Source organism: Aeromonas sp. 600774 (genome assembly GCF_049175075.1).
Lineage (GTDB): Bacteria > Pseudomonadota > Gammaproteobacteria > Enterobacterales > Aeromonadaceae > Aeromonas > Aeromonas veronii_A.
This window is the reverse complement of record NZ_JAAKUJ010000001.1, coordinates 624,854-650,578: the sequence shown is the minus strand read 5'-3', so window position 1 is coordinate 650,578 and position 25,725 is coordinate 624,854. Positions and strand designations below refer to the sequence as shown.

The window sequence follows — 25,725 nt, the reverse complement described above, 5'->3', positions numbered from 1 at the left end:
TGTGGATAGGAAGCGGGGATGTGCGGTGCTGTGACATGGACACAGATAATGGGGCTGGGGGGATCAAGAAAGTTGAAGGGGCTGATCCCCTTCAACCGGCCTGATCAGTCGAGAAATTCACACAGATAAGCTGTGGGGGTTTTCACTTCCAGTTTGAAGGAGGAGTGACCGGCCACCAGGAAGGATTCACCCTGGCTGTAGGTGTGCCACTCATCTTCATCAGCCAGCTGGATGGTGAGGGCGCCCTTGATCACTGTCATCCGTTCGGGGGCGGCGGTGTTGAACAGGTAGTCACCGGCGTTCATCACCCCGACGGTTGATTTCTCGCCTTTTTGTTCGAAACCGATGGATTTTACATTTCCGTCGAAATACTCGTTAACTTTCAGCATCTTTACATCCCTGTGTGTACGTTTGTGCAGCCAAACTAGCACAATCTTTTGCCAGTTGTCATGGGGGATGAGGTAAAAATCGCCGAGGCCGCTTTGAATCTTCACTTTTTCGCAAACTTATTAATAGCCAAGGTTAATGATTTGCTGATTTAAAACAGCAATTAAATGTGAGATAACACGCGCAAACAGGGGAATGGGCAGCCGCTCATTCCCCTGTTTGGTTAATTGCACTGGGAAAAGTGTGAATTTTGCTACATAAAGGAACATATTGTGTTAACTAAAGGACTCATTAAAAACATCGGCTTCCAGGTTGTGGTCGCCATGGTACTGGGCGCAGTGGTCGGCGCGTTCATGGGTGAACAAGCCACCGTGTTTGCACCGCTCGGTACCCTGTTTATCCAACTGATCAAAATGCTGGTGATCCCGCTGGTGGCGGTTGCCATCCTCTCCGGCGCCGCCAATCTGGGCGCCAGCCCGGCTGCGGGCAAGATCGGGGCGGCGACGCTGGCCTTCTTCCTCGTGACCTCAGCGTTGGCCGTGTTGCTGGCGCTGGTGATGGGGCAGATCTTCAAACCGGGTGTCGGGGTTGATTTCGCTTCCGTTGCCTCCATGTTTGGCGGTGACTACGCCGATAAAGGGGCGCTGCCGGATGCAGTCGCCACCTTGCTTGGCATGATCCCCACCAACGTCTTCAACTCCCTCAACGAAGCGAATATCCTGCAGATCCTGGTGTTCTGCATGTTCCTCGGCATTGCGCTGGCCAAACAGTCGCGCGAGCGGGCCAAGCCGCTGGTCGATGGGCTCAATACCCTGGTGGATGCCTTCGTCTGGATGATCAACAAGGTGATGATCATCGCGCCGCTCGGGGTGTTCGGTCTGATGGCGGAAGCCATCGGAACCTATGGCTTCGATGTGCTGACCCTGGTACTCAAGCTGTTCGTGGTCTATGTGGCTGCCATCCTCATCTTCGGCTTCGTGGTTTATCCGCTGCTGGTGATGATGTTCTCCAACACGCCGGTGATGAAGTACCTCTCTGCCATGAAGAAGCCGCAGATCGTGGCCTTCTCCACCGCCTCTTCCATGGCGACCCTGCCGGTCAATATGGAGACCTGCGAGCATGATCTGAAAGTGACCAACGCGACCGCCTCCTTCGTGTTGCCGCTGGGTGCCACCATCAACATGAGTGGCAACGCCATCTATTACGGCCTGGTCGCCATCTTCTTCGCGCAGGTTTACAACATCGATCTGAGCGTCGGCGCCTGGGCGGCCATCATTGTGACCTCCACTCTGGGGGCGATCGGTCAGGCCGGTGTGCCGGGCCCAAGCTTCCTGGTGGTTGCCGTGCTGCTGGCGGCCGGGATCCCCATTGAAGGGTTGCCGCTGCTGTTCGCGCTGGATCGTCTGTTCGACATGATCCGCACCTCCCTCAATATCACCGGCGATGCGGCCTGTGCTGTCATTGTTGACCGCTTTAGCCCGGAATATGACCCAGAGCGCTGGAACAAGGCATAATTGCTTTGAGCTGGACTGAGATATAACAGCCCTGAGCTGACACTGCGTAACGCGAGCCCCTGCCATGATGGCGGGGGCTTTTTATATCTGCCGGACAAGCATCAGAGCAAAGGTGTGCACAAGAGATTGCTGACGGATTTAGCTGTGTTGAATGGATAGCACAGGAGGGGAAAACATCAGTTGTGGGCATGGGCCGTATGGCGTTAACCGGCCTGTTGTAGATGCCGGGGTAGGGGATTGTCAAACGGCGGGTAACAAAAAGGGGAGCCTCGCTCCCCTCGGATATGATTTGCTGCTGGTTCTACTCCATCAAGCCATATGGTTAAACCATCCTGGTTACACCCTTGTGGCGAAAGAAACAGCGTCAACGTGATGAAATCATATCTATGTTGACCATCTCGGCATTATTACTGAAAAGCGCCAGTTGGTGGCGATTAAACAGACATGGCAAAGAGGGTCGGTCCGGATTGATGCCTCTCTATCCGGCTCAGAACTGTGACAGTGAGGGCAGAGAGACAGCAACCAGGGTGAAAAACACCGTGAAAACGGCAGTAACGACAAACTCTTTCATTTTTCTCTCCCTAAGTTGTTGGTTGATGTAGTCAAGATACCATAACAAGGGGGTAAAACAAGGTGTAAATTGATAAAATAGCCATTTTATGTTTTGGGTTGGTTGAAATGGCTGTTTTTGTCATATTGAGCTGATTTTATCACCTGCTCTGGCATGGTAGGCATTCAAGATTCTGTTTTTATGATTATTTCATTTAAATTCAATTGGTTGTTGAGATGCTGGTTGGCTTGGTGGTGGGTCTTGTATGGAGCTTTAGTGGCGTTTTATAAGTTTTCACCCTTGCAACAGTGCCATTGAGGCCATAAAAAGTGTGTAAGGCCATAGTTTGACGATTCCTGACGTAGATAGCTCATCCAAAAGAAGTCTATGGAGACAATCTGGTTGCCAGCCCTTGTCTTACCATCACTTTATCAGTCCGGAGTCTCCGCATTTTTACAGCAATATACTGGGTTCATAGGGAGGAGAGCGGTGCATCGGGGGGATACAGAGTAGCAGCTGGCTGTTTTATCACCGCCAATTTTCCCGTCGGTCTCGGTATAGACATGGCCGCAGCAAGAGTGAGGTGCGCAATAGGCCAGAGGCGTATCCTCTGGCTGGGCTGGGTGCGAGCAGCGATTTGCGTGGGCGGTACATCTGCGTGAGTCATGTGAGTGCAATACGAGAGCTGCGCCGGAGCATGGTTGGGTGAGATATCTGAATCCCTTCTACAAGATTGAGACATAAAAAGCGGCGTATGACGAGGAGGCCGAACAAGCTCGTTTCAGGGTCGACAGAACACAGGTCAACGTAATCCGGTTCGCAGTGATAAAACATCCACGACAATACCGGAACTCTGTTCGTAGGCTGAAGCCGGTTGCTGTGAGGAGAGGAAGGCTAGTGATCAGTCAGATGGCGCAAGGGTTGGAATCAGGCAACCCGTATGGTGAGGGCCACACAGCGTGTCGATGCCCCCGTTTTTGTAAGATATTAAAAAACCCTCCGATGGAGGGTTTTTGTCATCAACAGCCGGTAAAAAGCCGCGAGGCTTAGAACAGGGTGGTGGAGAGGTTGTAAAGCTCCTGATCGAACGGACGCTTCATGTTCTCGATGCAGTCGATGATGTCGTGGTGTACCAGCTCGTTGCGCTGGATACCGACGCAGCGACCACCGTGACCAGCCAGCAGCTGCTCAACGGCGTAAGCACCCATACGGCTGGACATGATGCGGTCACGAGCAGTCGGGGCTCCGCCACGCTGGATATGACCCAGGATGGTGGCGCGGGTTTCACGACCGGTCAGGGCTTCGATGTCTTTCGCTAGGGCGTTCACGTCGGTAACGTGCTCGCAGATGGTGATGATGGCGTGCTTCTTGCCCTTGGCTTCGCCTTCCTTGATCTGCTTGAGCAGCTTCTCTTTGTCGAAGGCTACTTCCGGCACGATCACATATTCGGCACCACCGGCAACGGCGGCAGACATGGCCAGGTCGCCACAGTGGCGGCCCATGATCTCGACCACGGAGATACGGTGATGGGAGCTGCAGGTGTCGCGCAGACGGTCGATGGCGTCAACAACCACGTTCAGGGCGGTATCAAAGCCGATGGTGAAGTCGGTACCGGCGATGTCGTTGTCGATGGTGCCCGGCAGGCCGATGCAGGGGAAACCCTCTTCGGTCAGCTTCTTGGCACCCATGTAGGAGCCGTCACCACCGATGACGACCAGCGCATCGATACCGTGTTTTTTCAGGTTTTCGATCGCTTCGGCGCGCACTGCGGGGTCTTTGAAGGCAGGGAAACGGGCGGAGCCGAGGAAAGTACCACCACGGTTCACCACGTCGGAGACGCTGTGACGCTCTAGCTTGACGATGCGATCCTGGTGCAGACCGAGGTAGCCATCATAAATACCGTAAACTTCCAGGCCATGATGCAAACCGGCGCGAACCACGGCGCGAATGGCTGCGTTCATACCCGGTGCGTCGCCACCACTGGTCAAAACACCAATACGTTTGATTTGTTTGGTCATGAGTGCCTCTGGATCTGAGTTGTCAAATACGAATGTTTAAATAGACAAGCCACTTTTACTATATCGGCTTTCATATGGGATGCGGGGGCCACCATAGGAAAAGCGATACAAGAGAGGGGACGAGCCCCTCTCTTTGCCGTAATCAACGATTACTTGGCAGCGCCAGCGATGATCTGGGAGAAGTCGTCCACTTTCAGGGACGCACCACCGACCAGGCCACCGTCGATGTCCGGCTGACCGAACAGGTCGGCTGCAGTGGCGCCAGTGACGGAACCGCCGTACAGGATCTGTACTTTGGCAGCAACAGCGGCATCAAAACCGGCCAGGTACTGACGGATGTGAGCGTGAACGGACTGAGCGATCTCCGGAGTGGCAGTCTTGCCAGTACCGATGGCCCATACCGGCTCGTAAGCGATAACGGCGTTGTTGAAGGAGGCGATACCGCAACGGTCGATAACGGCTTTCAGCTGGGTCTCAACCACGTTCTTGGTCACGCCGGCTTCGAATTGCTCCAGAGTTTCACCGATGCACAGAACCGGGATCAGGCCGCCTTTCTGGATCGCTTCGTACTTGGCAGCAACCACGTCGTCACTCTCTGCGTGCAGGGTACGACGCTCGCTGTGGCCGACCAGAGAGTAGGTGCAACCAAAGGCTTTCAGCATGGAGGGGGCGTTTTCGCCGGTGAAGGCACCAGACTCGTGAACGTCAGCGTTCTGGGCACCGTAGGCAATCTTGCTGCCAGCGGTCAGTTGCTCAACCAGACCCAAAAAGATAACCGGCGGGCAGACGGCGACTTGTACAGAAGGATGAGCGGCAGCAGCCGGGGTCAGTCCTTTGATCAGAGCTTCTACAGAAGCTTTGGTGCCGTTCAGTTTCCAGTTACCCATTACCAGGTGCTGTCTCATCTTGTATATCTCCTAGGCATTTGATTGCGCGACATTATATGAATTGAACCGAGCCCAAGATAGCTGACCCGGCGGCAAATGACGTAATTTTTTTTCGCTTTCCTGATCCAAATCAGGAATGAAACGCTTGATCGCTCATTCGTTAACCTGCCCCCGCAAGCGAGCCCACCATACCCCAATCCATTCGTGGATGGCAGCTTCGGAATACATCAGATAACGCCCTTTGGGTAAATAACTGTAGAGGGGCTGGGGTACCTGGCTCTGCTTGGCGGTGTAGTCGGTGGGGGCTGGCACGGCCTTGAGTCCCTGACCCTGATAGAGGGCCATGGCACGCGGCAAATGAGTGGCCGAGCTGACCAGCGCCACCTCTTTTCCTTTCAGATGGCGACTGATACTGACCGCCTCATCATGAGTGTCTTTGTTGTTTTCAAACAACGTCATCCGCGCGCGGGGAATGCCGAGACTCTCGGCCATCCGGGCATTGACCTCGGCATTGGAGAGGGGATCTCCCGATACATAGCCCGAAAAGACAAGCTCTGCCTGCGGATACGCCTGGGCCAGCCGTACCCCCTCGAGGGTGCGAGCCAGTGCAATATTGTTTTGCCAGGAGCGCTCGGGCACCGCCGGATCGCTGACATGGCCATTGCCGAGCACCACGATGGCGTCGATGTTGGGATGCTGGCTCACCTCGAATGGCGGGAAGGTTTGTTCCAGCCCGCGGGCCAGTTCATAGCTCACCGGCCGCATCCCCATCAGCGCCACAATGAGCAGCGAGAGGGTGGCCAGCAGCTTGCCGGTTTTCTGAAAACGGGTGAACCAGAGCAGCAGCAGGGCGACCAGCAGCAGGGAGAGGGAGAAGGGGAGCGGCATCAACAGCTGACCCAGCCACTTTTTGAGCACAAACACGACAGACACTTCCTTGAGTTTTCAGCAAATTCGGGATGTGACAGAATACCTCTCTTTTTTGGGATGGCCACAACCCTGTGGCGCTAATGTTGAGTTTCTCCTTGAAGCACGATCAGAGTTTTGACGGGCGCGCCGACAAGTTCGCCCGCAACATTTACGACTCCACCAAGGGGCGCATCCGCACCACCATTGTCTGGAGCGACATCGAAGCCTGCCTGGCCCGCCTTGGCAACCGACCGCTGCGCATCCTCGATGCGGGGGGCGGGTTTGGTTATTTCGCCCAGAAGCTGGCGGCCATGGGCCATCAGGTGGAGCTGTGCGATCTGTCAGCAGAAATGCTGGAACTGGCCCGCAGCCAGATCGCCGAGAAGGGGCTGGAAGACAAAATCCGTCTCATCCATTGCCCCATTCAGGATCTGAAGCAACACGTGACCGGTACCTTTGATCTGGTGCTCTGCCATGCGGTGCTGGAGTGGCTCGCCGAGCCGCGCCAGACCTTGCTGGGTCTGTTCCCTTTCGTCAATGCCGGGGGCATACTGTCGCTGCTTTTCTACAACCGTCATGGCTTGCTGTTCCAGAGCCTGGTGGTGGGCAATTTTGACTATGTGCGCCTTGGCCTTCGCAAGAAGCGGCAGACAGCGCTTACGCCCACCAATCCCCAATTGCCGGAGCTGGTCTATGACTGGATTGGTCGCGGGGGGCTGCGCATCATCGGCAAGACGGGGGTGCGGGTCATCCACGACTATATGCGTCACAAGCAGGATCAGGTGGAGAAGTTCGACGATCTGCTGGCCATGGAGCAGCAATATTGCCGTCAGGAGCCTTTTGTCTCCCTCGGTCGCTATATCCATGTGATGGCCCAGAAGCCGGCCAGCTGATTGCTCGCTGTTCACGTCGATGTGAACCATGTTTTCGATGCTACCGGATGTAGCCGCGCGCATGATTTTGCGCCCAATACAACAACGAGATGACAACATCATGATGAGTACATCCCGTACCCTGCCAGAGATGGTGGGATGGGTCAGGCAGGAGGGGTTGGCGCTGAGCCTGCCGACCGACCGGCTGGCCTTTCTGATTGCAATCAAGACCCTGTCCGAAGATGAGTCGGACCTGTCGGAAGCGGCGCTGCACGATGCCTTTGGCTATGTCAGCAGCGCCTTCGGCCAGATGGACGAGACCCTCACCGGTCGCGCCAACAACGCCATCAACGATCTCATTCGTCAGCAGCTGCTGTCGCGTTTCAACACCGACATGGTGGCGGGGGAGAGCCTCTACCGCCTGTCGCGTCTGGGTGTGAGCATCGTCGACTTCTTTATGGATCAGCGTCAGGTTGACTCCATCAAGCTCTCCATTCTGCTCGAGCACCTGGCTGCCGAGCTCGACACCGCCCGCAAGGCGGCGCTTGAAACCAACACCCGCGAGCAGTGGGATGCCGAGGTGCTGCCGCGCCTCACCTTCTCGCTGGAAGAGACCCTGGGGCGCATCGATCTCACCCAGCGCGCCATGGATGAGCAGCAGAATCAGGTCAAAAGCGAGATTGCGGCCCTGCTGACCCAGAACTGGGTCGATGCCATTCACAGCTGCGAAAAGCTGCTGCACGAGACCGGCCAGACCCTGCGCGAGCTGCAAGATACCCTGGATGCTGCCGGTCACCGCCTGCAGGCGGGGCTGCTCAATATTCAGGAAGCAGCGCAGGGGCGCGACGATCTGTTCCACGTCGAGGAGCTGACTCACGCCTTGCAAGGGCGCCTTGACGTCATCACCAGCTGGGGTCAGCAGTGCATCGAGCTCTGGTCCCGCTACGACAGGCACGTCCACAAATTTATCCGCAACGCCATCGACATGGACAAGAACCGCGCCTTCAGCCAGCGGCTGCGCGAGTCCATCCGCAATTTCGAGCAACACAACTGGCAGCTGCGGGTGGCTGAAGAGCCCCGTCTGCTGGAGCTGCGCGACGAAACCATCGCCATCCACGACGAGGAGGTGACCGGTGAGGTGCCACTCGAGATGGAGTATGTCGAGATGGTGGATATCAACCAGGAGCTGGCCGAGCGCATCGAGCGCTATCTGGCCCGCTACCCCGAGCAGGGCCAGCAGCTGGACTTGGCCGATGTGCTGCGGGAATACCTGCTGGACTACCCGGCTCATGCCCACTTCGATGTGGCGCGTCTTCTGATCGACCAGGCCGTGCGCCTGGGCCATGCCAGCGGCGAGCGCGAACTGCATCGCCAACCCGCATGGAAACCCATTAACCAAGCTGGATCCAAGGTTCAGGCCTATGTCATTGATCAATTCTGAGTTTCCCTTGCCGCTGCGCCTCGCAGAGGTGATTGCCAACCCCTTGTTTCCGCGCATCGACACAGCCTTGCGCTCCGGTCGCCACATCAGTGCCGACGAGTTCGAGCAGCATTCGGCGCTGCTCGAATATCACAGCGAGCTGGAGATCTTCTACGGCCGCTATCAGGTGGAGCTGATCAAGGCGCCGGAAGGCTTCTTCTACCTGCGCCCGCGCCCGAGCTCCGACATCGGCACGACTGTGCTCTCCGAGCTCGATATGCTGGTGGGCAAGGTGCTCTGCTACCTCTACCTGAGTCCGGATCGTCTCGCCTCGGAAGGGGTATTTGCCATGGCCGAGCTGCAAGAGGAGGTGCTGAGCCTCGCTGACGAGAAGCAGCTGCTGCGGATGGTCAACAGCCGCTCCGGCGGTACCGATCTCGACAAGAAGAAGTTGCTCGAAAAGATCCGTACCTCCATGCGCCGTCTGCGCCGCCTTGGCATGATCACCGCTCTTGGTAACGGGGATAAATTCCGGGTCAACGAATCGGTGTTCCGTTTCGCCGCCGACGTGCGCTCCGATGAAGATCCGCGCGCCGTTCAGCTGCGGATGATCCAGGAGGGTGAAGCCATCTTCCACGACGACGAAATGCCGAGCAGCGACTCGCTCTTTGATGACATCGAGGCGGATCTCGATGAAGAACAACTGGATCTGGAGGTATAACCGGTGCGAGGCAAGTTCAAATCCCTGACCATGGTCAACTGGAACGGCTTCTTTGCCCGGACCTTCGATCTCGACCAGCTGGTCACCACTCTTTCCGGCGGCAATGGCGCGGGCAAGTCCACCACCATGGCGGCCTTTATCGCGGCGCTCATCCCCGACCAGTCACTGCTTCACTTCCGCAATACCACGGAAGCGGGATCGAGCAGCGCCTCCCGTGACAAGGGGCTCTACGGCAAGCTGCAGCGCGGCCACTGCTATTCCCTGCTGGAAGTGATGAACAGCCGCGAACAGCGGATCTGGGTCGGCGTTCACCTCGAACAGGTGGCCAACCGCGACAACAAGGTCAACATCACCCCGTTTGCGCTGGTGGATGTGCCGGAGAATCTGGCGCCGACCGATCTGCTGCTGGAGAAGCTCGATGGCGGCAAGGGGCGGGTACGCGCCTTCGCCGATCTGAAAGGGGCGGCAGCCGAGCTGGGGGCGCTGAAAGTCGCCAAATTCAATACGGTGACCGACTATCACAACTTCATGTTCGAGTTCGGCATCACCCCGAAGAAGCTGCGTGACCAGAAGGATCGCGGCAAGTTCTATCGCCTGATCGAGGCTTCCCTCTACGGCGGCATCTCCTCGTCCATCAGCCGTTCCCTGCGCGAATACCTGCTGCCGGAGAACTCCGGCGTGCGCAAGGCGTTTGCAGACATGGAGGCGGCCATCTATGAAAACCGCCGCACGCTGGAAGCGATCAAGGAAACCCAGGGGCAGCGGGATCTGTTCAAGAACCTGATCACCGAAACCACCCACTATGTGGCTGCCGACTATGTGCGCAACGCCGCCGAGAAGAGCCGTCTCTCCGAGCTGGCCCTCAAGGCGCGCCAGGAGCTGGCCGACAAGCGCCGCATTCTGGCCGAAGAGAAGCAGCGCGCTATCTACCTGGCCGATGAAGTGGAGCAGCTCACCAACCGCGAAAAACTGCTGACCGACGAGCTGGAGTCTGCCTCCGAGCATCTGGCCAAGGTGATGGCGGCTGTCAGCTTGCAGAAGAAGATCGAGATGTACCGCGCCGATCTGGCGGATCTCTCTGACAAACTCGAACAGCAGCAGGCGGTGGTGGAGGAGATCCACGGCCAGCTGCTGGAAGTGGAAGAGCGCAAGGAGCTGGCACAGGCAGAAGTCGACAGTCTCAAGACCCAGCTGGCCGACTACCAGCAGGCGCTCGATATCCAGCAGACCCGCGCCATCCAGTACCGTCAGGCGGTGCAGGCGCTGGAGGCTGCCCGCGAGCAGTGCGAGCTGTCGGGGCTGACCGCCGAACAGGCGAGCGACACCCTGCACCAGTTCCGCGCCGCCGAGCAGAGCCTCACCAGCCGGGTGCTGGGGGCAGAACAGCAATTGGCGCTGGCCAAGGCGGCAGTGGCCGAGCACGAAGCGGCGCTGGCGCTGCTGCTCAGCATCGCTCCGGAAACAGTGCGCGAGGCCGCCTGGCCCACCGCCCAGGCGCTGCTCAAGCGTCACATCGAAGACAAGGCTCGCATTGCCCAGGGGCAGGGGCTGCGCGCCGCGCTGGCTCGCCTCGAGAAAGAGAGCGAAAGCCAGAAGAGTCTCTTCAAGCTGCGTGACGAGCTGCAGCAGGCCTCTGGCCAGCTGATTGCCAGCAGCGATGAGCTGGAGATCTTCCTCGAAGCCCAGCGCACCCGTCAGGAGGAGCTCTCCGAGCAGCAGGCTGAGGTGAACCAGCGCCGCGCCAGCCTCGAGCATCAGGGCACCCAGCTCGGCCGTGATATTGCGGAGTTGACCAAGCTGGCGCCGCGCTGGCTCAAATCCTTTGAAAAGCTCGAGCAGCTGCGCGAGCAGAGCGGTTTACCGCTGACTACCGCCGAAGAGCTTTCGGCCGGTATGCAGACAGTGCTCGACAAGGAGCGCGAGTTCGAGCAGGAGAGCAACCGCATCGCGGCGCAGAAACAGGCGCTGGAGCTGCAAATTCGCAACCTGCAGCTGGGCGCTGGGGAGGCGGATCCGCGCTTGGCTCGCATCGCCGAGCAGGTGGGGGGCGTGCTGCTCTCCGATGTCTACGACGACATCTCCATCGACGATGCCCCTTACTACTCCGCACTCTACGGCCCGGCTCGCAGCGCCCTGGTGGTGCTCGACCTTGAGGGCGCCATCGAGCGGCTGAAAAAGCTGGAAGATTGCCCGGAAGATATCTACCTGATTCAGGGCAACCCCGACTCCTTTGACGAGGATCTGGTGGAAGCCGATGAGCTGGGGGACGCCGTGCTGGTGCGCACCAGCAAGCGTCAGGTGCGCTTCTCCCGCTACCCCGAGCTGCCGCTGTTTGGCCGCGCCGCCCGTGAAAAGCGGATCGAGCAGCTCGACCTTGAGCGTGAAGGGCTGATCGAGGGTTACGCCAAGGCCGCCTTCGAGCAGCAGAAGTACCACCGTCTCTACGGTCACTTCCGCGACTTTATTGGCCAGCATCTGGATATCGCCTTCCGCCCCGACCCCGAAGCCGACGTGCAAGCCAAACAGGCCGAACTGCGCGCGCTGCAAGGGGCCATCGGCGAGTGCGACAAGCAGCTGAGTGATGCCAAAGCGGCCGCCGCCCAGCTGACCCGCCATATCCAGCTGGTGCAGGGGATGCTGCCCTTTGCTCACCTGTTTGCCGAGACTGATCTGGCTGCCCGCCTTGAGGCGGCTCATGCTGACGTGGACGCGCTGAAACAGGCCGAAGCCTTTATCGCCAAACACGGCAAATCGCTGGAAAAACTGGAAACCATGGTGCAGGTGCTGCGTCAGGATCCGCAGGATCTGGCTGCGTTGCAGGCTGCCTATGATGAAGTGAGCGATCTGCTGGCCGAGCAGAAACGCCGTTGCTACGCCCTCGATCAGCTGGTGGCCCGTCTGCCGCACTTTGCCTATCAGGATGCGCAAGACCTGCTGGGCAAGGCCTCCGAGATGAGCGAGCGACTCAAAGAGAAGCTGAAAGCGGCCGAGCTGGCAGCCCGCACCGCCGGCGAGCAGCACAAGCAGATTGCCCAACGTCACACCGAGGCGTTGCAGCTGCGCACTGCGCTTAACTCCAGCGTCGAGGCCAAGCGCCAGACCCTGACCGAGTTCGAGCAGGAGCTGGCGGCCATGGGGCTGACCCTCTCTGACGATATGGAAGAGAAGGCGCGCGCTCACAAGAAAGAGATTGAAGAGCTGCTGATCCGCACCCGTTCCCGTCGCACCAGCGCCGAGGCCCAGTTGCAGGTCACCAAGCGCGAGATCGAATCCCTTGGCGGTCGTCTCAAGCTCGAAGGCAAGGATTACTACAGCGCCCGTAAATCTCTGGTGGGCCACAAGGCGAGCTGGTCGCGGGTAGTGCGGCTGGCGCGGGAGACCGACGTCGAGAAGCGTTTAAATAAGCGCGAGCTGGCGTATCTTGACAGCGACGAGCTGCGCTCCATGTCGGACAAGGCCCTCGGCGCCCTGCGGGTGGCGGTGGCCCACGACGAGGCCCTGCGCGATGCGCTGCGTCTCTCCGAGGGCAACCGCAGCACCGAGCAGAAGGTGGCCTTCTACGTGCAGGTCTACCGTTACCTCAAGGATCGCATTCGCAACGACATTATCCGCTCCGATGATCCGGTGGAAGCGATCGAGGAGATGGAGATCGAGCTGGCCCGTCTGGCTGACGAGCTCAAGCAGCGGGAAACCCATCTGTCGCTCTCCTCCCACGAGGTGGCGGCCAAGATCACCAACATCATCCGCCGCGAGCAGAACCGCATCCGGGTGCTCAATCAGGGCTTGCAGAACATTGCCTTCGGTCTGGTGCGCGGGGTGCGCCTCAACGTCAATATCCGCGAGGCCCACACCCGTCTGCTGACGGCGCTGGCCGATCAAACCGCCATGCACAACGATCTGTTCGCCGACAAGGAGCTCAGCTTCTCCGAGGCGATGGCCAAGCTGTTCCAGCGCCTCAATCCTCAGATCGAGCAGGGGGATCGCAGCTATCAGGTGATGGGCGACGTGCTGCTCGACTATCGCAACTATCTGGAGCTGGAGATCGAGGTGCAGCGCGGGGCCGATGGCTGGCTGCGTGCCGAGAGCGGCGCGCTCTCCACCGGCGAGGCGATCGGTACCGGTCAGGCCATCCTCTTGATGGTGCTGATCAGCTGGGAGGAGGAGTCCCGCCGTCTGCGCGGCAAGGATATCGCCCCCTGCCGCCTGTTGTTCCTCGACGAAGCGGCCCGTCTGGATGGCAAATCCATCGCCACCCTGTTCGAGCTGTGCGAGCGGCAGGATATGCAGCTGCTTATCGCGGCGCCCGAGAACATCAGCCCGGAGAAGGGCACCACCTACAAGCTCATCCGCAAGGTGCAGGGCAAGCACGAGCATGTGCATGTGGTGGGCCTGCGTGGCTTCGGCTTTGCCGACGACAAGCTGATTGCCTGAGACGTCTCTGGCTCATCCCGGCACGGGATGACCGGTAACTAGTTGAAAGGGAGGCATTTGCCTCCCTTTTTACATGGAAGATATGGCAAAGTAGCCGCACCATCGCTGCGGCCTGACAATAAGGCGAGAAGTTGCTTGCGAACATGCCGCCAGTGTCACCGGCCGCATCGAAGATGCAAAAATAGCGCAGAGTGGAAAGAAGAAGAGAGGAGAGGGGAAAGGTGCAACATATCCAGAAAGGGCTGCTGTTATCTCTTTGCCTGCTGCTGGCGGCCTGTAGCAGCCGTTATGACGAGAGTCACGGCGGCAGCTGGCGCGGCTATAGCGAAACCGGCTATGCCAGCTATTATGCCGACCGCTATCACGGCAAAAAGACCGCCAGCGGCGAGTTATATCGTAACAACCTCAATAGCGCCGCCCATATGGAATTGCCCTTTGGCTCCATGGTGCGGGTCACCAACCTCGCCAACGGCAAGAGTGTAGTGGTCAAGGTCAATGACCGCGGCGCCTTTAAAAAGGGACGTATTATCGATCTCTCCAAATCTGCGTTTAGTGCCATCGGCAATATTCGTGACGGGATTATCAATGTAAAAATAGAGGTGCTCTAGGCTGGGGGGACCTGTTTATACACGAAAATGGATGTTGATGAATGATATTGGGAGGCTGACATCGACCAGTCAGCCTTTCGGTAGATAAAGATATAACATTGATTTGGATCAATATTTAATTCAGCTACAAATGGATTTGTTATCAATGGAAAAACTAGATGGTCGTGATTGATATTTATTTTAGCCTATCTCGCCTGTTTGACCTTACTATGTGGCAAACGGAGGGATTAGTGATGATTATCTATGGTAAATACGGTGGAGCAGCGCTGAGAGCTGTTCATCTGATGGTTCAGAATAATTACGGTCATGTCACCGCCTGGGATATGGCTATTGCTGAAGCATTTGGTGATGATATCAGTACAGGTAAATTTAAAAATAATCCAAAGGTCACGTTTCTGACTCTTTGCAGTCTTGGTTGTATCAGTTGCATCATGCCAGTTCATTATGTAGCTGCGACCAAAACCAGAGCATATGTGTTGGCTGCCATTGATTTATTGTCACACAAGGATATTACCAAACCGATCAATCCCGAGCAGTTATGGCTGGAGGTGCTCTCGGCCTGTAAGAGCGGCAAGGTTGTGAAGCATAACAATCAGATGGATGTCATTCTGACACTCTGGTATGCCGGTGTGCTCAATCCCGAGTGGGATAAGGATGCCATCAGGATAGACTATCGACGAATATAAAAAAGCCAAGATAATGAATACCTTGGCCATGAAACATCAATTGGTTCTGGTCAGGGATGCACTATCGGAGTGTGCGAATGGCTTGCCATACACCATCAGGTTGGTGGTTTGACTGTATTTGAGGAGATTTTTCTCTGAGAAGTCCAGAGTCATCGAGAAATCCGCGGTGGAATCATTAATGGTCATATAATTGCTTTCCGCAATACCGCGCTTGCCCGTCTTGAACTCGATTTTGTTACCCGCTTTGCCTTCAGTGACCACACAGACTGCACGAGGTATACAGTATGAGTTGTAAACAAGCTGATTGGTCTTGTCATAAATCAGATAACCGCGTTGGTCATGAAATTTCCCATTATCGCTTTTTCTGAATACTTCCTGCTTGTAATACATGGCTACCAGATATTGTTCGCTGGCATTTTTTGCATCGGCCGCCGGTTCAAAGGTGATGATTTCGTAAAAGGGTTCCACTGCTGGTCCCCCTTTTCCTACTTTGCTGCCCTCCTGGCCGGGTGCTACATCTACACCACCAGCATCGGTGCTTTTCCATGTGCCAGCCAACTGAGCTAATGGACCAAAATCCAGACCGTTGATAATAGTACTGGACTCTGCGTGAGCGAGCGTGGCACAGGTAATTAATGCTATGGGTAAGATAACTTTATTCATTGTGATAACTCCATCACTAATAATGACTTGCGAATAAATATGTTCAGCAAAGTAATTGTTATAACGCACCAAGGGTGTGGTCAATGATATTGAGTGATGGTGATTTGTTTTTGTGAGGTATGATTTGTTTTTTCGTGGCTAAATAAATTTAATTTGATATAAGACAATGTTGGATTTTTTCATCGCGCTTCCTCAGATATATCGTGATAGAGATAAAGGAACGTTGACATGATGCGATGATTATTACGTCAACGGCGTGAATATTTCACCCAGCCCCATCAATTAAAGGCGATAGCCACTAACTCTGCGGTACCCTGACCCCTTTATCGAGATAGAGGCTGCTGTAGTGGGCGCGGTGGGTGACAAACATCACCTGATGGCGGCTGCCGTCGGAGAGAATAATAAAATCCCCCGCCTGAGCGGGGCTCTGCAAGGTAATCTCTTGCTCGGGGGCGGTCAGGCGATCGACATCTTCCCTGAAGGTGAGGGTGTAAGAGTACATATGGCGCTCCACTGCTGGCTCATATCAAACACTCAGTTGAAGGTAGTTGCTGGTAAGGATGGGCGCGGCGCCCGATTGGCGCTGTTAGACCAAATAGCGGTGATGAGAACGTGCGTGGTTTCAGCCGGGTTGTTTTGCTGATGTGCGCTTGAGGCGTTTACATCAAGGCCATTGGTATCAAAACGATGGTAAAGGGGCGAAAATCGGGATGAAAAAACCGCCAGCTGGCGGTTTTTCATATGCGGTGGGCCCTACTTCAGGGCCTTCTTCAGCTTCTTGATCTTGCCTTCATGCTTGGCAATTTTCTCAAGACGAGCGACGATCTTCTTCTTGATCTCTTTCTTTCTTGCTTGCTTTGGCCATCGTGGCGCTCCTTTGCAGTGGGGACACATGAGGTGTCAGTGTGGGTCTTCCCTTTGACGTCTCAGAGTGCCACAGGGATACCTTGTGAACCAGCACTCTGTTGCTTTAATAGCCAGCGCGTTATAGCTGCAAGGGGCTGAGCCAGCGCAGCAGTTGCTGGCCAACCTGCGGGCTGCCGAGCAGGGCCATATGACTGGTGTGATAGACAATCAAGGTATGGGCAGGAAGAAAAGTCAGCTGATGGCGCGCCTCGCTGTGCTGGCCGAGGGCGCTGCGAAGGGGCACCAGTCCATCGCCTATCAGCCGGTCGGCCAGCAGGCTGCGCTTGGCGGCAGTGGTCGCGGCAGTGGCATAGCAGTTGACGCCACCGGGCAAGGGGAGTGGGATGCGGGGATCGCGCAAGGGCGCGGCGGGATCGGGTATGGCTACCTCATCGATCACCTTGCCGTGGCGCAGATCCCTGATGCCTGCACTGCGCAGCCGTGCCAGCCTGACGAAGGGCTCGCTGTAGGCGGTGGCGGGCAGCAACTGCTCCAGCCAGTGACCGACATGTTCGAGCGGCGCGCCGTGGTGTGGTGTGCCGAGAAATATCAGGTTGGCAAGGTGCGCAGGCCAGGTGAGCCCGGCCTGGCTGGCATGGTGGCAGGCGCTGCGGGCAACCAGTCCGCCCATGCTGTAGCCCATTATCGTTATCTCTTTGAGCTCTCCCGGCCAGTGGGCGAGCAACTGCTCCAGCAACAGGGCAAGTTGCTGCCCGTTTTGTACGATGGGCAGGCCCGAGTTGTAGCGCAGGTAAAGAGGCTGATAGCCAAGCTCGTTGGCAAGTTGCTCCCCGTGATTGACCGGCTTGCCTTGATGCTCGGTCTGCCACTGCAGATCGTTCATGCAGAGGCCATGGATCATCAGCAGCACCCGTCCCTCGCGGGGTAGATCCTTTGGCATCGCCTGCCAATCGAGGGGCTTGCCCTGATAGCGCAGGGTCATGGGGGTGGCGAGGGCATTGTGGTGCTCGACCAGCTTGTCCCCCAATACGCCGTTGAGGGTGGCGATCAGGGCTGCACGTTTCGGGGTTTCGGGGATCTGGTGGGGCGGCGGAGTGGCTGGCAGGCGGCTGAGCAGATGGTTGATACCGCTGCCCAGGGTGTTGGCGGTGCCATGTACCCCCTTGTAGACCAGCCCGGTGATCCCGGCTGTTTTTCCCTCATCCCGTCCCTTGAGCCCCATACCGCTCAGTACCGCCTGATGTACCGCTTCGGTGATCTCTACCGCGGCGGGCAGCGCCAGAGTCAGCAGGTGCGCCAGCTCGCGGATATCCGAAAGATGCCAGGAAGAGGATGGCGAGGGGTCTGTGGCGTCGGTCATGGCAAGCCCTTGTGAAAGCGGGTATCGCGTTGTCGTGCCGCGAAGAGTGCAGTGTATCTCTATATCAAACCAGCTTGCGCCCTTTGTAGCTGGTTTACCAGTAACGGGCCATGCATGGCGGGGTTGATAAGAACCGCTTGCGAAGCCGGTCACGGTAATGACAGGGAAAATCACCTCTACTTCGTCAGATGACGCCACATGGAGAGGTGAGGATGTCGCTGTTTGATGAGATGCGGGTACAGGATTTGTGTGCACGGTTGCTCGATAGCCAGAACGGAAAGGGCTGCTCTCTTGAGAGTCGGCATGGTAGGGAGCTGAAGGATCTGTTGCAGGCAGTGGCCGGGATCAAGCCGGTTGGCCGAGGTGCTCATTATGCGTTGACCGACGCGGGGCGGACTTATCTGACCGGACAACTGGCACGGGCTGCGCCCCCCGAACCGGACAAGGGGGAGCAGCTGCAACGAATGGGAGTGAGTTTGCCTGCACGGCTCAATCAGGCCTGCTTTTATGCCCTCTGGCATGGGGACAGCAAGCATCCGCGGTCAGCATCCCTTGCCGCGCCACTGCTTGCGGAATTGTCGCTCACGCAGGATGAGGTGATCCGCATCCGTACCCTCGAACCGCTCTCACTGGTCGATCTGCAGGGTCAGCAGCACGATATGACTGCAATGATGGCGTTGTTGGGAGAGTTGGCGTTGCCGGAGCGGACTCTGGGCATGCTGGCTGCCATCGGTTGGCAAGGGGAGCGGGTCATTACGGTGGAGAACAAGGGGGCCTTTGTCGACTACCCGCTGCAACCTGGGCAACTGCTGCTTTTTGCCCCCGGTCGCAATACCACCCTGGCCAAACAGCTGATCCCGCTGCTGCCTGCGGGCGTGCAGTGGGCCCATTTTGGCGATCTCGATCAACGGGGTATCGATATTGCCATCGAGCTGGCGTGTGACTAAGCAGGCTGATCAGGTCGATAGTCATGGCGCGTTGGCAGGCGTTCCCTGGCTCGATAAACTGATCACAGACGGGACTTGGCTGGAGCAGGAGGTATTGATTCTGGCGCCTCGCTGGTGGAGCTGGTCATTGGAAGCGATGGGCAATCAGGTGTGAAACGGGGAGCCCGCGCTCCCCGTCATTTTGTGGTCAGCTGTTTACTTGGCGTTGATGGGCCCCTTGGTGCCGGCATCATTATCGACCCAGCCATCTTCACCCTTGATGCGGCGATCCCCCTGAATGGTGTAGATGACCATGCCATCCTTGAACACCAGCGCACCATCGGATTTCTTGGCATTGACCTTCTTGTCGTTGACCCACACCTGATCCTTGCCATCGATGCGGATATTGGCCACGGTGGCGCCGGTTTGGGGGAAGGTGGCGATCCAGTTGCCCGCATAGGGGCTGGCGCTGGTTGCCGCGGCCGGAGCATTGCCAACACCGGCAGCTGCGTTCTCAGCCTTGGTCTTGTTGATATCGCAGCCATTGAGCTCGCTCACCTGAGTGCAGCCCGAGCGCTCCAGCTTCTGCTCATAGCTGAGATTCAGACCGCCCTCCGCGGCTGGGGCGGCCGTGCCAAATCCCGCCTTGGCATTTTCCGCTTTGGTTTTGTGAATGTCACAGCCCTGCGCCTCGGTGACCTGGGTGCAGCCGGAGCGCTCCAGCTGCTCGGCATATTTGGCGCTGATGGCGTGGGCAGGGGCGATCCCGAGCAGGGTCAGGGTGATGAGCAGAGCAGCATTCCTGGACATAGATAATCCCTCAAAGATGTAAGTCATGCAGGTTCATCCGCGCAGTTGCGGTCGTGAACGTCGGCCTCTTCTGAGCATCCGATACAGATGCGCAGCTGGCGTATTCACGTTAGCACTTCGGGCCAACCTCGCCCAGCGATGTCACTTCGCGCCAGGCGATGCGGTGGGGAGTGCAGGGGAGGCAAGATGGCTGCAGTGTCACCGCAGGAGAGATCCCATCAAGAGAAAAGGTGCTGTACGGCATTATCATAATGATAACGGCAGCCGCAGTGATATCATTTCAGCCCTTGAAACTGACCTTTGATGATAATTCTCACCGGCGCAGGGATATTGCCTCTGATTATTATCACCTTGCTATTTTATCGCTTGGCCACCCTATCCATCCTTTTATGGAATAAACCGCTGAAATAGCCGCTGATTTTGTGGGTGACATCACACACTTTCGCCATTTATTAATATCTGCCTGCATTTTATTGGTTTGGCATGGTTATTGATTGCCTCATATCGACGCTAACCGACCCGCTCACCCACAACCGGGATGCTGGTGACATCGTGAGTGAAAGGGGAGCTATCCATATCTCATCCAATGATTGGGGCGAACGATGAAAGCAGTTAACGAATTAATCAAAGAGATCAGAGCACTCAAATCCAACCTGCATGAAAAAGATTTTCTGCTGACCTGGGAGCAAACCCCTCAGGAGCTGGAGCTGGTATTGAAACTGGCCGAATCACTCAAGACCCTGCGCGCCGAAAATATCTGCACCAAACTGTTTAACAGCGGGCTCGGTATCTCGGTTTTCCGCGATAACTCCACCCGAACCCGCTTCTCTTATGCCTCTGCACTGAACCTGCTCGGTCTGGCCCAGCAGGATCTGGATGAGGGCAAATCCCAGATCGCCCACGGAGAAACCGTCCGTGAAACCGCCAATATGATCTCCTTCTGTGCCGATGCCATCGGTATCCGCGATGACATGTATCTGGGTGCCGGTAACGCCTACATGCGTGAAGTGGGTGCCGCACTGGATGAAGGGTTCGAGAAGGGGGTGCTGCCCCAGCGTCCGGCGCTGGTCAACCTACAGTGCGACATTGATCACCCGACCCAGTCGATGGCTGATCTCGCTTGGTTGCAGGAGCACTTCGGCAGCCTGGAGAGCCTCAAGGGCAAGAAGATTGCGATGACCTGGGCCTACTCTCCCAGCTACGGCAAGCCGCTCTCCGTGCCGCAGGGCATCATCGGTCTGATGACACGCTTTGGCATGGACGTGACCCTGGCCCATCCGGAAGGGTATGACCTGATCCCGGACGTGATCGAAGTGGCCAAGGAGAATGCCAAGGCTTCCGGCGGCAGTTTCCGCCAGGTCACCTCGATGGAAGAGGCCTTCAAGGATGCCGATATCGTCTATCCCAAGTCCTGGGCCCCCTACAAGGTGATGGAGCAGCGCACCGAGTTGCTGCGTGCCAATGACCACGCTGGCCTGAAAGAGCTGGAGAAACATTGTCTTGAGCAGAACGCCAAGCACAAGGATTGGCACTGCACCGAGGAGATGATGAAGCTCACCAAGGGTGGCGAAGCGCTCTATATGCACTGCCTGCCCGCCGATATTTCCGGTGTCTCCTGCAAGGAAGGGGAAGTAACCGAAGGGGTATTCGAGAAATACCGTATCGCCACTTACAAAGAGGCGAGCTGGAAGCCGTATATTATCGCCGCCATGATCATGGCTCGTAAATTCTCCGCGCCGGCAGAAACCCTGGAAAATCTGATTAAAGAGGCGCAAAAGCGGGTGAAATAAATAACAGCGTGGGCAGGGTGAATATTCATCCTGCCCACGCTGTCGAATCCATTATTTCGAGTTTTCTCCCCGCGGTATCTGGATAACGGATCTCCCGGCGAGGCAGCTCTTTGTCAGATAACGCCTAGTGAGGTAAGCATGTCCCAATTTTCGCTGAAGATGGATATTGCCGATAACCGCTTTTTTACCGCCGAGCCATCTCCGCTGTTTTCTCGCGCCGAAGCACAAAAGGCTCGCGCTTTTCATAAAAAACTGGCCGGTTATGAGCCGACCCCATTGTGCGACCTGAAAGATCTGGCCGCCTATATCGGGGTGAAAAATATATTGGTCAAGGACGAGTCAAAGCGCTTTGGCCTCAATGCCTTCAAGATGCTGGGTGGCGTTTATGCCATCGCCAACCTGCTCTGTGAAAAGTACGGGGTGGCCATCGAAGATTTCTCCTTCGATCTCATCAAACGCACCATCAAGGAGCCGATGACCTTCGCCACCACCACAGATGGCAACCACGGTCGCGGCGTTGCCTGGGCCGCCAAGCAGGTGGGCCAGCATGCGGTGGTCTACATGCCCAAGGGCTCGGCCCGGGAGCGGGTGGATCACATCCTGAATTTGGGTGCCGAGTGCATCGTCACCGACATGAACTACGACGACACCGTGCGCCTGACCATGAAGATGGCCGAAGAGCGCGGCTGGCACATAGTGCAGGACACCGCCTGGGAGGGCTACACCAAGATCCCGACCTGGATCATGCAGGGGTACTCCACCCTGGCCGACGAAGCGGTCGAGCAGATGCAGGATATGGGCATCAAGCAGCCGACCCACGTGCTGCTGCAGGCCGGGGTAGGGGCGCTGGCGGGCGGAGTACTCGGCTATCTGGTGGACTGCTTCGGGGCGAAAAACCTGCACAGCATCGTGGTCGAACCGGATCAGGCCGATTGCATCTACCGCTCCGGCGTGGCGGGGGAGATGGTCAACGTGGGGGGCGATATGCGCACCATCATGGCCGGTCTCGCATGTGGCGAACCCAACCCCCTCGGTTGGCCACTGCTCAGAAGCTGCACCACCCAGTTTATCTCCTGCCACGACAAGGTGTCGGCGCTGGGGATGAGAGTGCTGGGCAACCCTCTTGGCAATGATCCTCGCATCATCTCCGGTGAGTCCGGCTCGGTCGGTACCGGAATACTGGTAGCGGTGCGTCACCACCCGGATCGCGCGGTGCTGATGGAGCGTCTGGGGTTGGATAGCAACTCGGTCGTACTCATCATCAACACCGAAGGGGACACCGATGTCACCCACTACCGGGAAGTGGTGTGGGAAGGAAAACATCCTGCCTGCGACTAACTCTCCCGCCAGAGCAGAGACACCAATTGAAGTATTGATCGCGCCTCGCCAACGGGGCGCGGTAACGGGCACAGGGCGCTGCCGACGAACAGGCCGCGCACTCTCAGTTGTTATGGAGAATCACAATGAGCAAGCAAATTCCGTTTGAAATGGTGTTGGAGAAGGCCTACCAGTACAAGGCCGAGATGAGTCAATTCCTGCGCGACATGATCGCCATCCCGAGCGAGAGCTGCGATGAAGAGCGCGTGGTGCTGCGCATCAAGCAGGAGATGGAGAAGGTTGGTTTCGACAAGGTCGAGATCGACCCCATGGGTAACGTGCTGGGTTATATCGGCCACGGCCCGCACCTGATCGCCATGGATGCCCACATCGATACCGTCGGTGTCGGCAACCGCGCCAACTGGACCTTCGACCCCTATGAGGGGATGGAAGATCACGAGATCATCGGTGGCCGCGGCGCATCTGACCAAGAAGGCGGCATGGCCTCCATGGTTTACGCGGGCAAGATCATCAAGGATCTGGGGCTGGAAGATCAGTACACCCTGCTGGTGACTGGTACCGTGCAGGAGGAGGATTGCGACGGTCTCTGCTGGCAGTACATCATCGAGCAGAGCAAGATCCGCCCCGAGTTCGTGGTCAGTACCGAGCCCACCGACTGCCAGATCTACCGTGGCCAACGCGGCCGCATGGAGATCCGTGTGGAAGTGCAGGGGGTCAGCTGCCACGGCTCTGCGCCGGAGCGCGGTGACAACGCCATCTTCAAGATGGGCCCGATCCTCGGCGAATTGCAGGAGCTCAGCCACAACCTCGGTCATGACGACTTCCTCGGCAAGGGCACCCTGACCGTCTCCGAGATCTTCTTCACCTCTCCGAGTCGCTGCGCCGTGGCAGACAGCTGCGCCGTCTCCATCGACCGCCGCCTGACCTGGGGCGAAACCTGGCAAGGGGCGCTCGACGAGATCCGCGCCCTGCCAGCGGTAAAAGCCGCCGGTGCCGAGGTCTCCATGTACCAGTACGACCGTCCGGCCTATACCGGTCTGGTCTACCCGACCGAGTGCTACTTCCCGACCTGGAAGGTGGAAGAGGATCACATCACCGTCAAAACCCTCTCCAAGGCTTATCGCGAGCTGTTCAACAAGGAGCCGGTGGTGGACAAGTGGACCTTCTCGACCAACGGGGTCTCCATCATGGGTCGCCACGGTATTCCGGTCATCGGTTTTGGCCCGGGTAAAGAGCCGGAGGCCCACGCACCGAACGAGAAGACCTGGAAAGAGCATCTGGTCAAGTGCGCCGCCATGTACGCCGTGATCCCCATGCTCTATCTGGCCGAGCTGGACAAGTAAGGGGTCTGCCGGGTGGTGACTGCCATCGCCGCCCGGCTGTTGAAAGTGCCCCGTCTCCATTGAGGCGGGGCCTTGCTGTTTGAAGGCAAAAAGCATTCAAGGTGGTGGGGATGAAACGGCTGATCAAGAACGGCGTGCTGGTCGATGCGCAGGGTGAATATCGTCAGGATCTGCTGATCGAGAACGGGGTGATCCGCGCCCGTGCCGCCGATATCCAGCCCGATGGCGAAACCGAGGTGATCGATGCCAGCGGCTGCTATGTAATGCCGGGCGGCATCGACGTCCATACCCACTTCAACATCGATGTGGGGATTGCCCGCAGTTGCGATGACTTTTTCAGCGGTACCCGTGCCGCCGCCTGTGGTGGCACCACCACCATCGTCGATCATATGGGATTTGGCCCGGCGGGGTGCAATCTGCATCACCAGCTGGCCCGCTATCACGACTACGCCGCCGATCAGGCGGTGATCGACTACAGCTTTCACGGCGTGATCCAGCATGTGGATGACGCCATCCTTAATGAGATGGCCGCCATGGTGCAGGAGGAGGGGATCAGCAGCTTCAAGCTCTATCTCACCTACCAGTACAAGCTGGGGGACCATGACGTGCTGCGTGCCCTGGCCCGCCTCAAGGAAGTAGGGGCGCTCGCCACCGTCCATCCCGAGAACGATGCCGCCATCGCGGCGCGCCGGGCGGCCCTGCTGGCCGCGGGTCACCATGAACCCTGGTATCACCCGCAGAGTCGCCCGCTGGAGTGCGAGGCGGAGGCGGTGGCCCGGATGATCAATCTGGCGGGGCTGGCGGGCAATGCGCCACTCTATATCGTCCACCTCTCAAACGGACTGGGGCTGGAGTATCTGAAACTGGCGCGTAGTCAGGGACAGCCTGTCTGGGTGGAGACCTGCCCGCAATATCTGCTGCTCGATGACAGCTGTTACTACCGGGAGAACGGGGTCGACTATCTGCTCAGCCCGCCGCTGCGCTCGCGCCGCGAGCAGGACAAGCTGTGGGTCGGTATCGCAGCTGGCGACATCGACACGGTGGCGACCGATCACTGCAACTTCTCCCACGCCCAGCGCATGACCCTGTCAGGCGGCGATTTCAGCCGCTGCCCCAACGGCTTGCCCGGGGTCGAGAACCGGATGTTGCTGCTGTTTGCCCACGGGGTGCTCGGCGGGCGCATCTCGCCGTCCCGCTTCGTGGCCCTCACCAGCGCCAACCCGGCGCGCCTGTTTGGCCTCTGGCCGCGCAAGGGCAACCTGCAACCGGGGTCTGACGCCGATCTGGTGCTGATGGATCCCCGTGGTGACACCGTGATTTCTCACCCACTGCTGCATGACAACGGCGACTACAGCCCCTACGAGGGAATGCGCTGCCCTGGCCAGATCAGAATGACCCTGAGCCGCGGCGAGATAGTCGCCCGCGACGGCGAGTTTCTAGGGCGGCGTGGTCATGGCCGGTTTTTGGCCAGAGCGCCCTTTGATCCGGCCTTGGCGCCGGAGCTGCACTCGCCTTGCCCCGCGGTGGCAGGCTGACAATCCGTTCGAAACAGGCAGAGCAGCAAGGTTATGTGAACAACGAAAGGTGGGCCGGTATTGCGCCGGCTTGTCCCATCACTGGAGATA

The 25,725-nt window shown here is 57.7% G+C and carries 19 protein-coding genes and 1 pseudogene; 12 read left to right on the top strand and 8 right to left on the bottom strand.

Annotated elements, in window-relative coordinates; translation table 11 throughout:
* Nucleotides 1-104: 104 nt before the first annotated feature.
* The gene (locus tag G5171_RS02700) at nucleotides 105-389 is read right to left on the bottom strand and encodes a pyrimidine/purine nucleoside phosphorylase (protein WP_005336842.1); all 285 of its coding nucleotides are present in this window, start codon (nucleotides 387-389) and stop codon (nucleotides 105-107) included.
* 270 nt (nucleotides 390-659) lie between these two features.
* Here G5171_RS02700 and G5171_RS02695 point away from each other — a divergent pair, with 270 nt between their 5' ends.
* Nucleotides 660-1,901: a dicarboxylate/amino acid:cation symporter gene (locus G5171_RS02695; RefSeq protein WP_115522932.1), complete on the top strand. Its 1,242-nt coding sequence runs from the start codon at nucleotides 660-662 to the stop codon at nucleotides 1,899-1,901.
* Between the two features lie 1,596 nt (nucleotides 1,902-3,497).
* Here the strand turns inward: G5171_RS02695 and pfkA are convergent.
* The 3 genes from pfkA to elyC form a co-directional block, all read right to left on the bottom strand.
* On the bottom strand, nucleotides 3,498-4,469 hold the full coding sequence (gene pfkA / locus G5171_RS02690; RefSeq protein WP_005336840.1) for a 6-phosphofructokinase: 972 nt from the start codon (nucleotides 4,467-4,469) through the stop codon (nucleotides 3,498-3,500).
* Between the two features lie 149 nt (nucleotides 4,470-4,618).
* The gene (tpiA, locus tag G5171_RS02685) at nucleotides 4,619-5,374 is read right to left on the bottom strand and encodes a triose-phosphate isomerase (RefSeq protein WP_120414341.1); all 756 of its coding nucleotides are present in this window, start codon (nucleotides 5,372-5,374) and stop codon (nucleotides 4,619-4,621) included.
* A 135-nt stretch (nucleotides 5,375-5,509) separates the two neighbouring features.
* On the bottom strand, nucleotides 5,510-6,280 hold the full coding sequence (gene elyC / locus G5171_RS02680) for an envelope biogenesis factor ElyC (RefSeq protein WP_421231039.1): 771 nt from the start codon (nucleotides 6,278-6,280) through the stop codon (nucleotides 5,510-5,512).
* A gap of 101 nt (nucleotides 6,281-6,381) precedes the next feature.
* On the opposite strand from elyC, the gene cmoM reads away from it, so the two are divergent.
* The 6 genes from cmoM to G5171_RS02650 all read left to right on the top strand — a co-directional run bounded on the left by cmoM (nucleotide 6,382) and on the right by G5171_RS02650 (nucleotide 15,003).
* A complete protein-coding gene (gene cmoM / locus G5171_RS02675; protein WP_407959415.1) occupies nucleotides 6,382-7,158 on the top strand; it encodes a tRNA uridine 5-oxyacetic acid(34) methyltransferase CmoM in 777 nt (258 codons plus the stop codon).
* Between the two features lie 100 nt (nucleotides 7,159-7,258).
* Nucleotides 7,259-8,578, top strand: a complete 1,320-nt coding sequence (mukF, locus tag G5171_RS02670; RefSeq protein ID WP_041207658.1) for a chromosome partition protein MukF — start codon at nucleotides 7,259-7,261, stop codon at nucleotides 8,576-8,578.
* Entirely contained in the window at nucleotides 8,559-9,278 is a 720-nt protein-coding gene (gene mukE, locus G5171_RS02665; protein WP_421250056.1) for a chromosome partition protein MukE, read from the top strand. Before mukF ends, mukE begins: the two co-directional genes overlap by 20 nt.
* 3 nt (nucleotides 9,279-9,281) lie before the next feature.
* Nucleotides 9,282-13,709, top strand: a complete 4,428-nt coding sequence (mukB, locus tag G5171_RS02660) for a chromosome partition protein MukB (RefSeq protein WP_421259789.1) — start codon at nucleotides 9,282-9,284, stop codon at nucleotides 13,707-13,709.
* A gap of 221 nt (nucleotides 13,710-13,930) precedes the next feature.
* Nucleotides 13,931-14,317, top strand: a complete 387-nt coding sequence (locus tag G5171_RS02655) for a septal ring lytic transglycosylase RlpA family protein (RefSeq protein ID WP_421250058.1) — start codon at nucleotides 13,931-13,933, stop codon at nucleotides 14,315-14,317.
* A 158-nt stretch (nucleotides 14,318-14,475) separates the two neighbouring features.
* Nucleotides 14,476-15,003, top strand: coding sequence for a DUF6979 family protein (locus tag G5171_RS02650; RefSeq protein WP_421250059.1), 528 nt, complete (start codon nucleotides 14,476-14,478; stop codon nucleotides 15,001-15,003).
* Between the two features lie 36 nt (nucleotides 15,004-15,039).
* On the opposite strand, the gene G5171_RS02645 is transcribed toward G5171_RS02650, so the two are convergent.
* From G5171_RS02645 to G5171_RS02635, 3 genes are all read right to left on the bottom strand, one after another.
* A complete protein-coding gene (locus G5171_RS02645; RefSeq protein ID WP_236348320.1) occupies nucleotides 15,040-15,666 on the bottom strand; it encodes a heme-binding beta-barrel domain-containing protein in 627 nt (208 codons plus the stop codon).
* Between the two features lie 298 nt (nucleotides 15,667-15,964).
* Nucleotides 15,965-16,168, bottom strand: coding sequence for a hypothetical protein (locus tag G5171_RS02640; protein ID WP_005345744.1), 204 nt, complete (start codon nucleotides 16,166-16,168; stop codon nucleotides 15,965-15,967).
* Nucleotides 16,169-16,651: 483 nt separating this feature from the next.
* Nucleotides 16,652-17,893, bottom strand: coding sequence for an esterase/lipase family protein (locus G5171_RS02635; protein WP_421250060.1), 1,242 nt, complete (start codon nucleotides 17,891-17,893; stop codon nucleotides 16,652-16,654).
* 212 nt (nucleotides 17,894-18,105) lie between these two features.
* Here G5171_RS02635 and G5171_RS02630 point away from each other — a divergent pair.
* Nucleotides 18,106-18,994, top strand: a pseudogene (locus G5171_RS02630) (Wadjet anti-phage system protein JetD domain-containing protein).
* A 41-nt stretch (nucleotides 18,995-19,035) separates the two neighbouring features.
* Here the strand turns inward: G5171_RS02630 and G5171_RS02625 are convergent.
* The gene (locus tag G5171_RS02625; protein WP_042055951.1) at nucleotides 19,036-19,629 is read right to left on the bottom strand and encodes a hypothetical protein; all 594 of its coding nucleotides are present in this window, start codon (nucleotides 19,627-19,629) and stop codon (nucleotides 19,036-19,038) included.
* Between the two features lie 602 nt (nucleotides 19,630-20,231).
* Between G5171_RS02625 and ygeW the strand changes: the two genes are divergently transcribed.
* From ygeW to hydA, 4 genes are all read left to right on the top strand, one after another.
* Complete coding sequence (ygeW, locus tag G5171_RS02620; protein WP_019445868.1) at nucleotides 20,232-21,419, top strand: knotted carbamoyltransferase YgeW; 1,188 nt, start codon at nucleotides 20,232-20,234, stop codon at nucleotides 21,417-21,419.
* A 138-nt stretch (nucleotides 21,420-21,557) separates the two neighbouring features.
* Nucleotides 21,558-22,757 carry a diaminopropionate ammonia-lyase gene (dpaL, locus tag G5171_RS02615; protein ID WP_421259788.1) on the top strand — a complete coding sequence of 400 codons (1,200 nt, stop codon included), beginning with the start codon at nucleotides 21,558-21,560 and terminating at the stop codon, nucleotides 22,755-22,757.
* A 125-nt stretch (nucleotides 22,758-22,882) separates the two neighbouring features.
* Nucleotides 22,883-24,100 (top strand): YgeY family selenium metabolism-linked hydrolase, encoded by a 1,218-nt coding sequence (locus G5171_RS02610; RefSeq protein WP_279458779.1) that lies wholly within the window; start codon nucleotides 22,883-22,885, stop codon nucleotides 24,098-24,100.
* Between the two features lie 110 nt (nucleotides 24,101-24,210).
* Nucleotides 24,211-25,635 (top strand): dihydropyrimidinase, encoded by a 1,425-nt coding sequence (gene hydA / locus G5171_RS02605; RefSeq protein ID WP_421259787.1) that lies wholly within the window; start codon nucleotides 24,211-24,213, stop codon nucleotides 25,633-25,635.
* Nucleotides 25,636-25,725 lie beyond the last annotated feature (90 nt).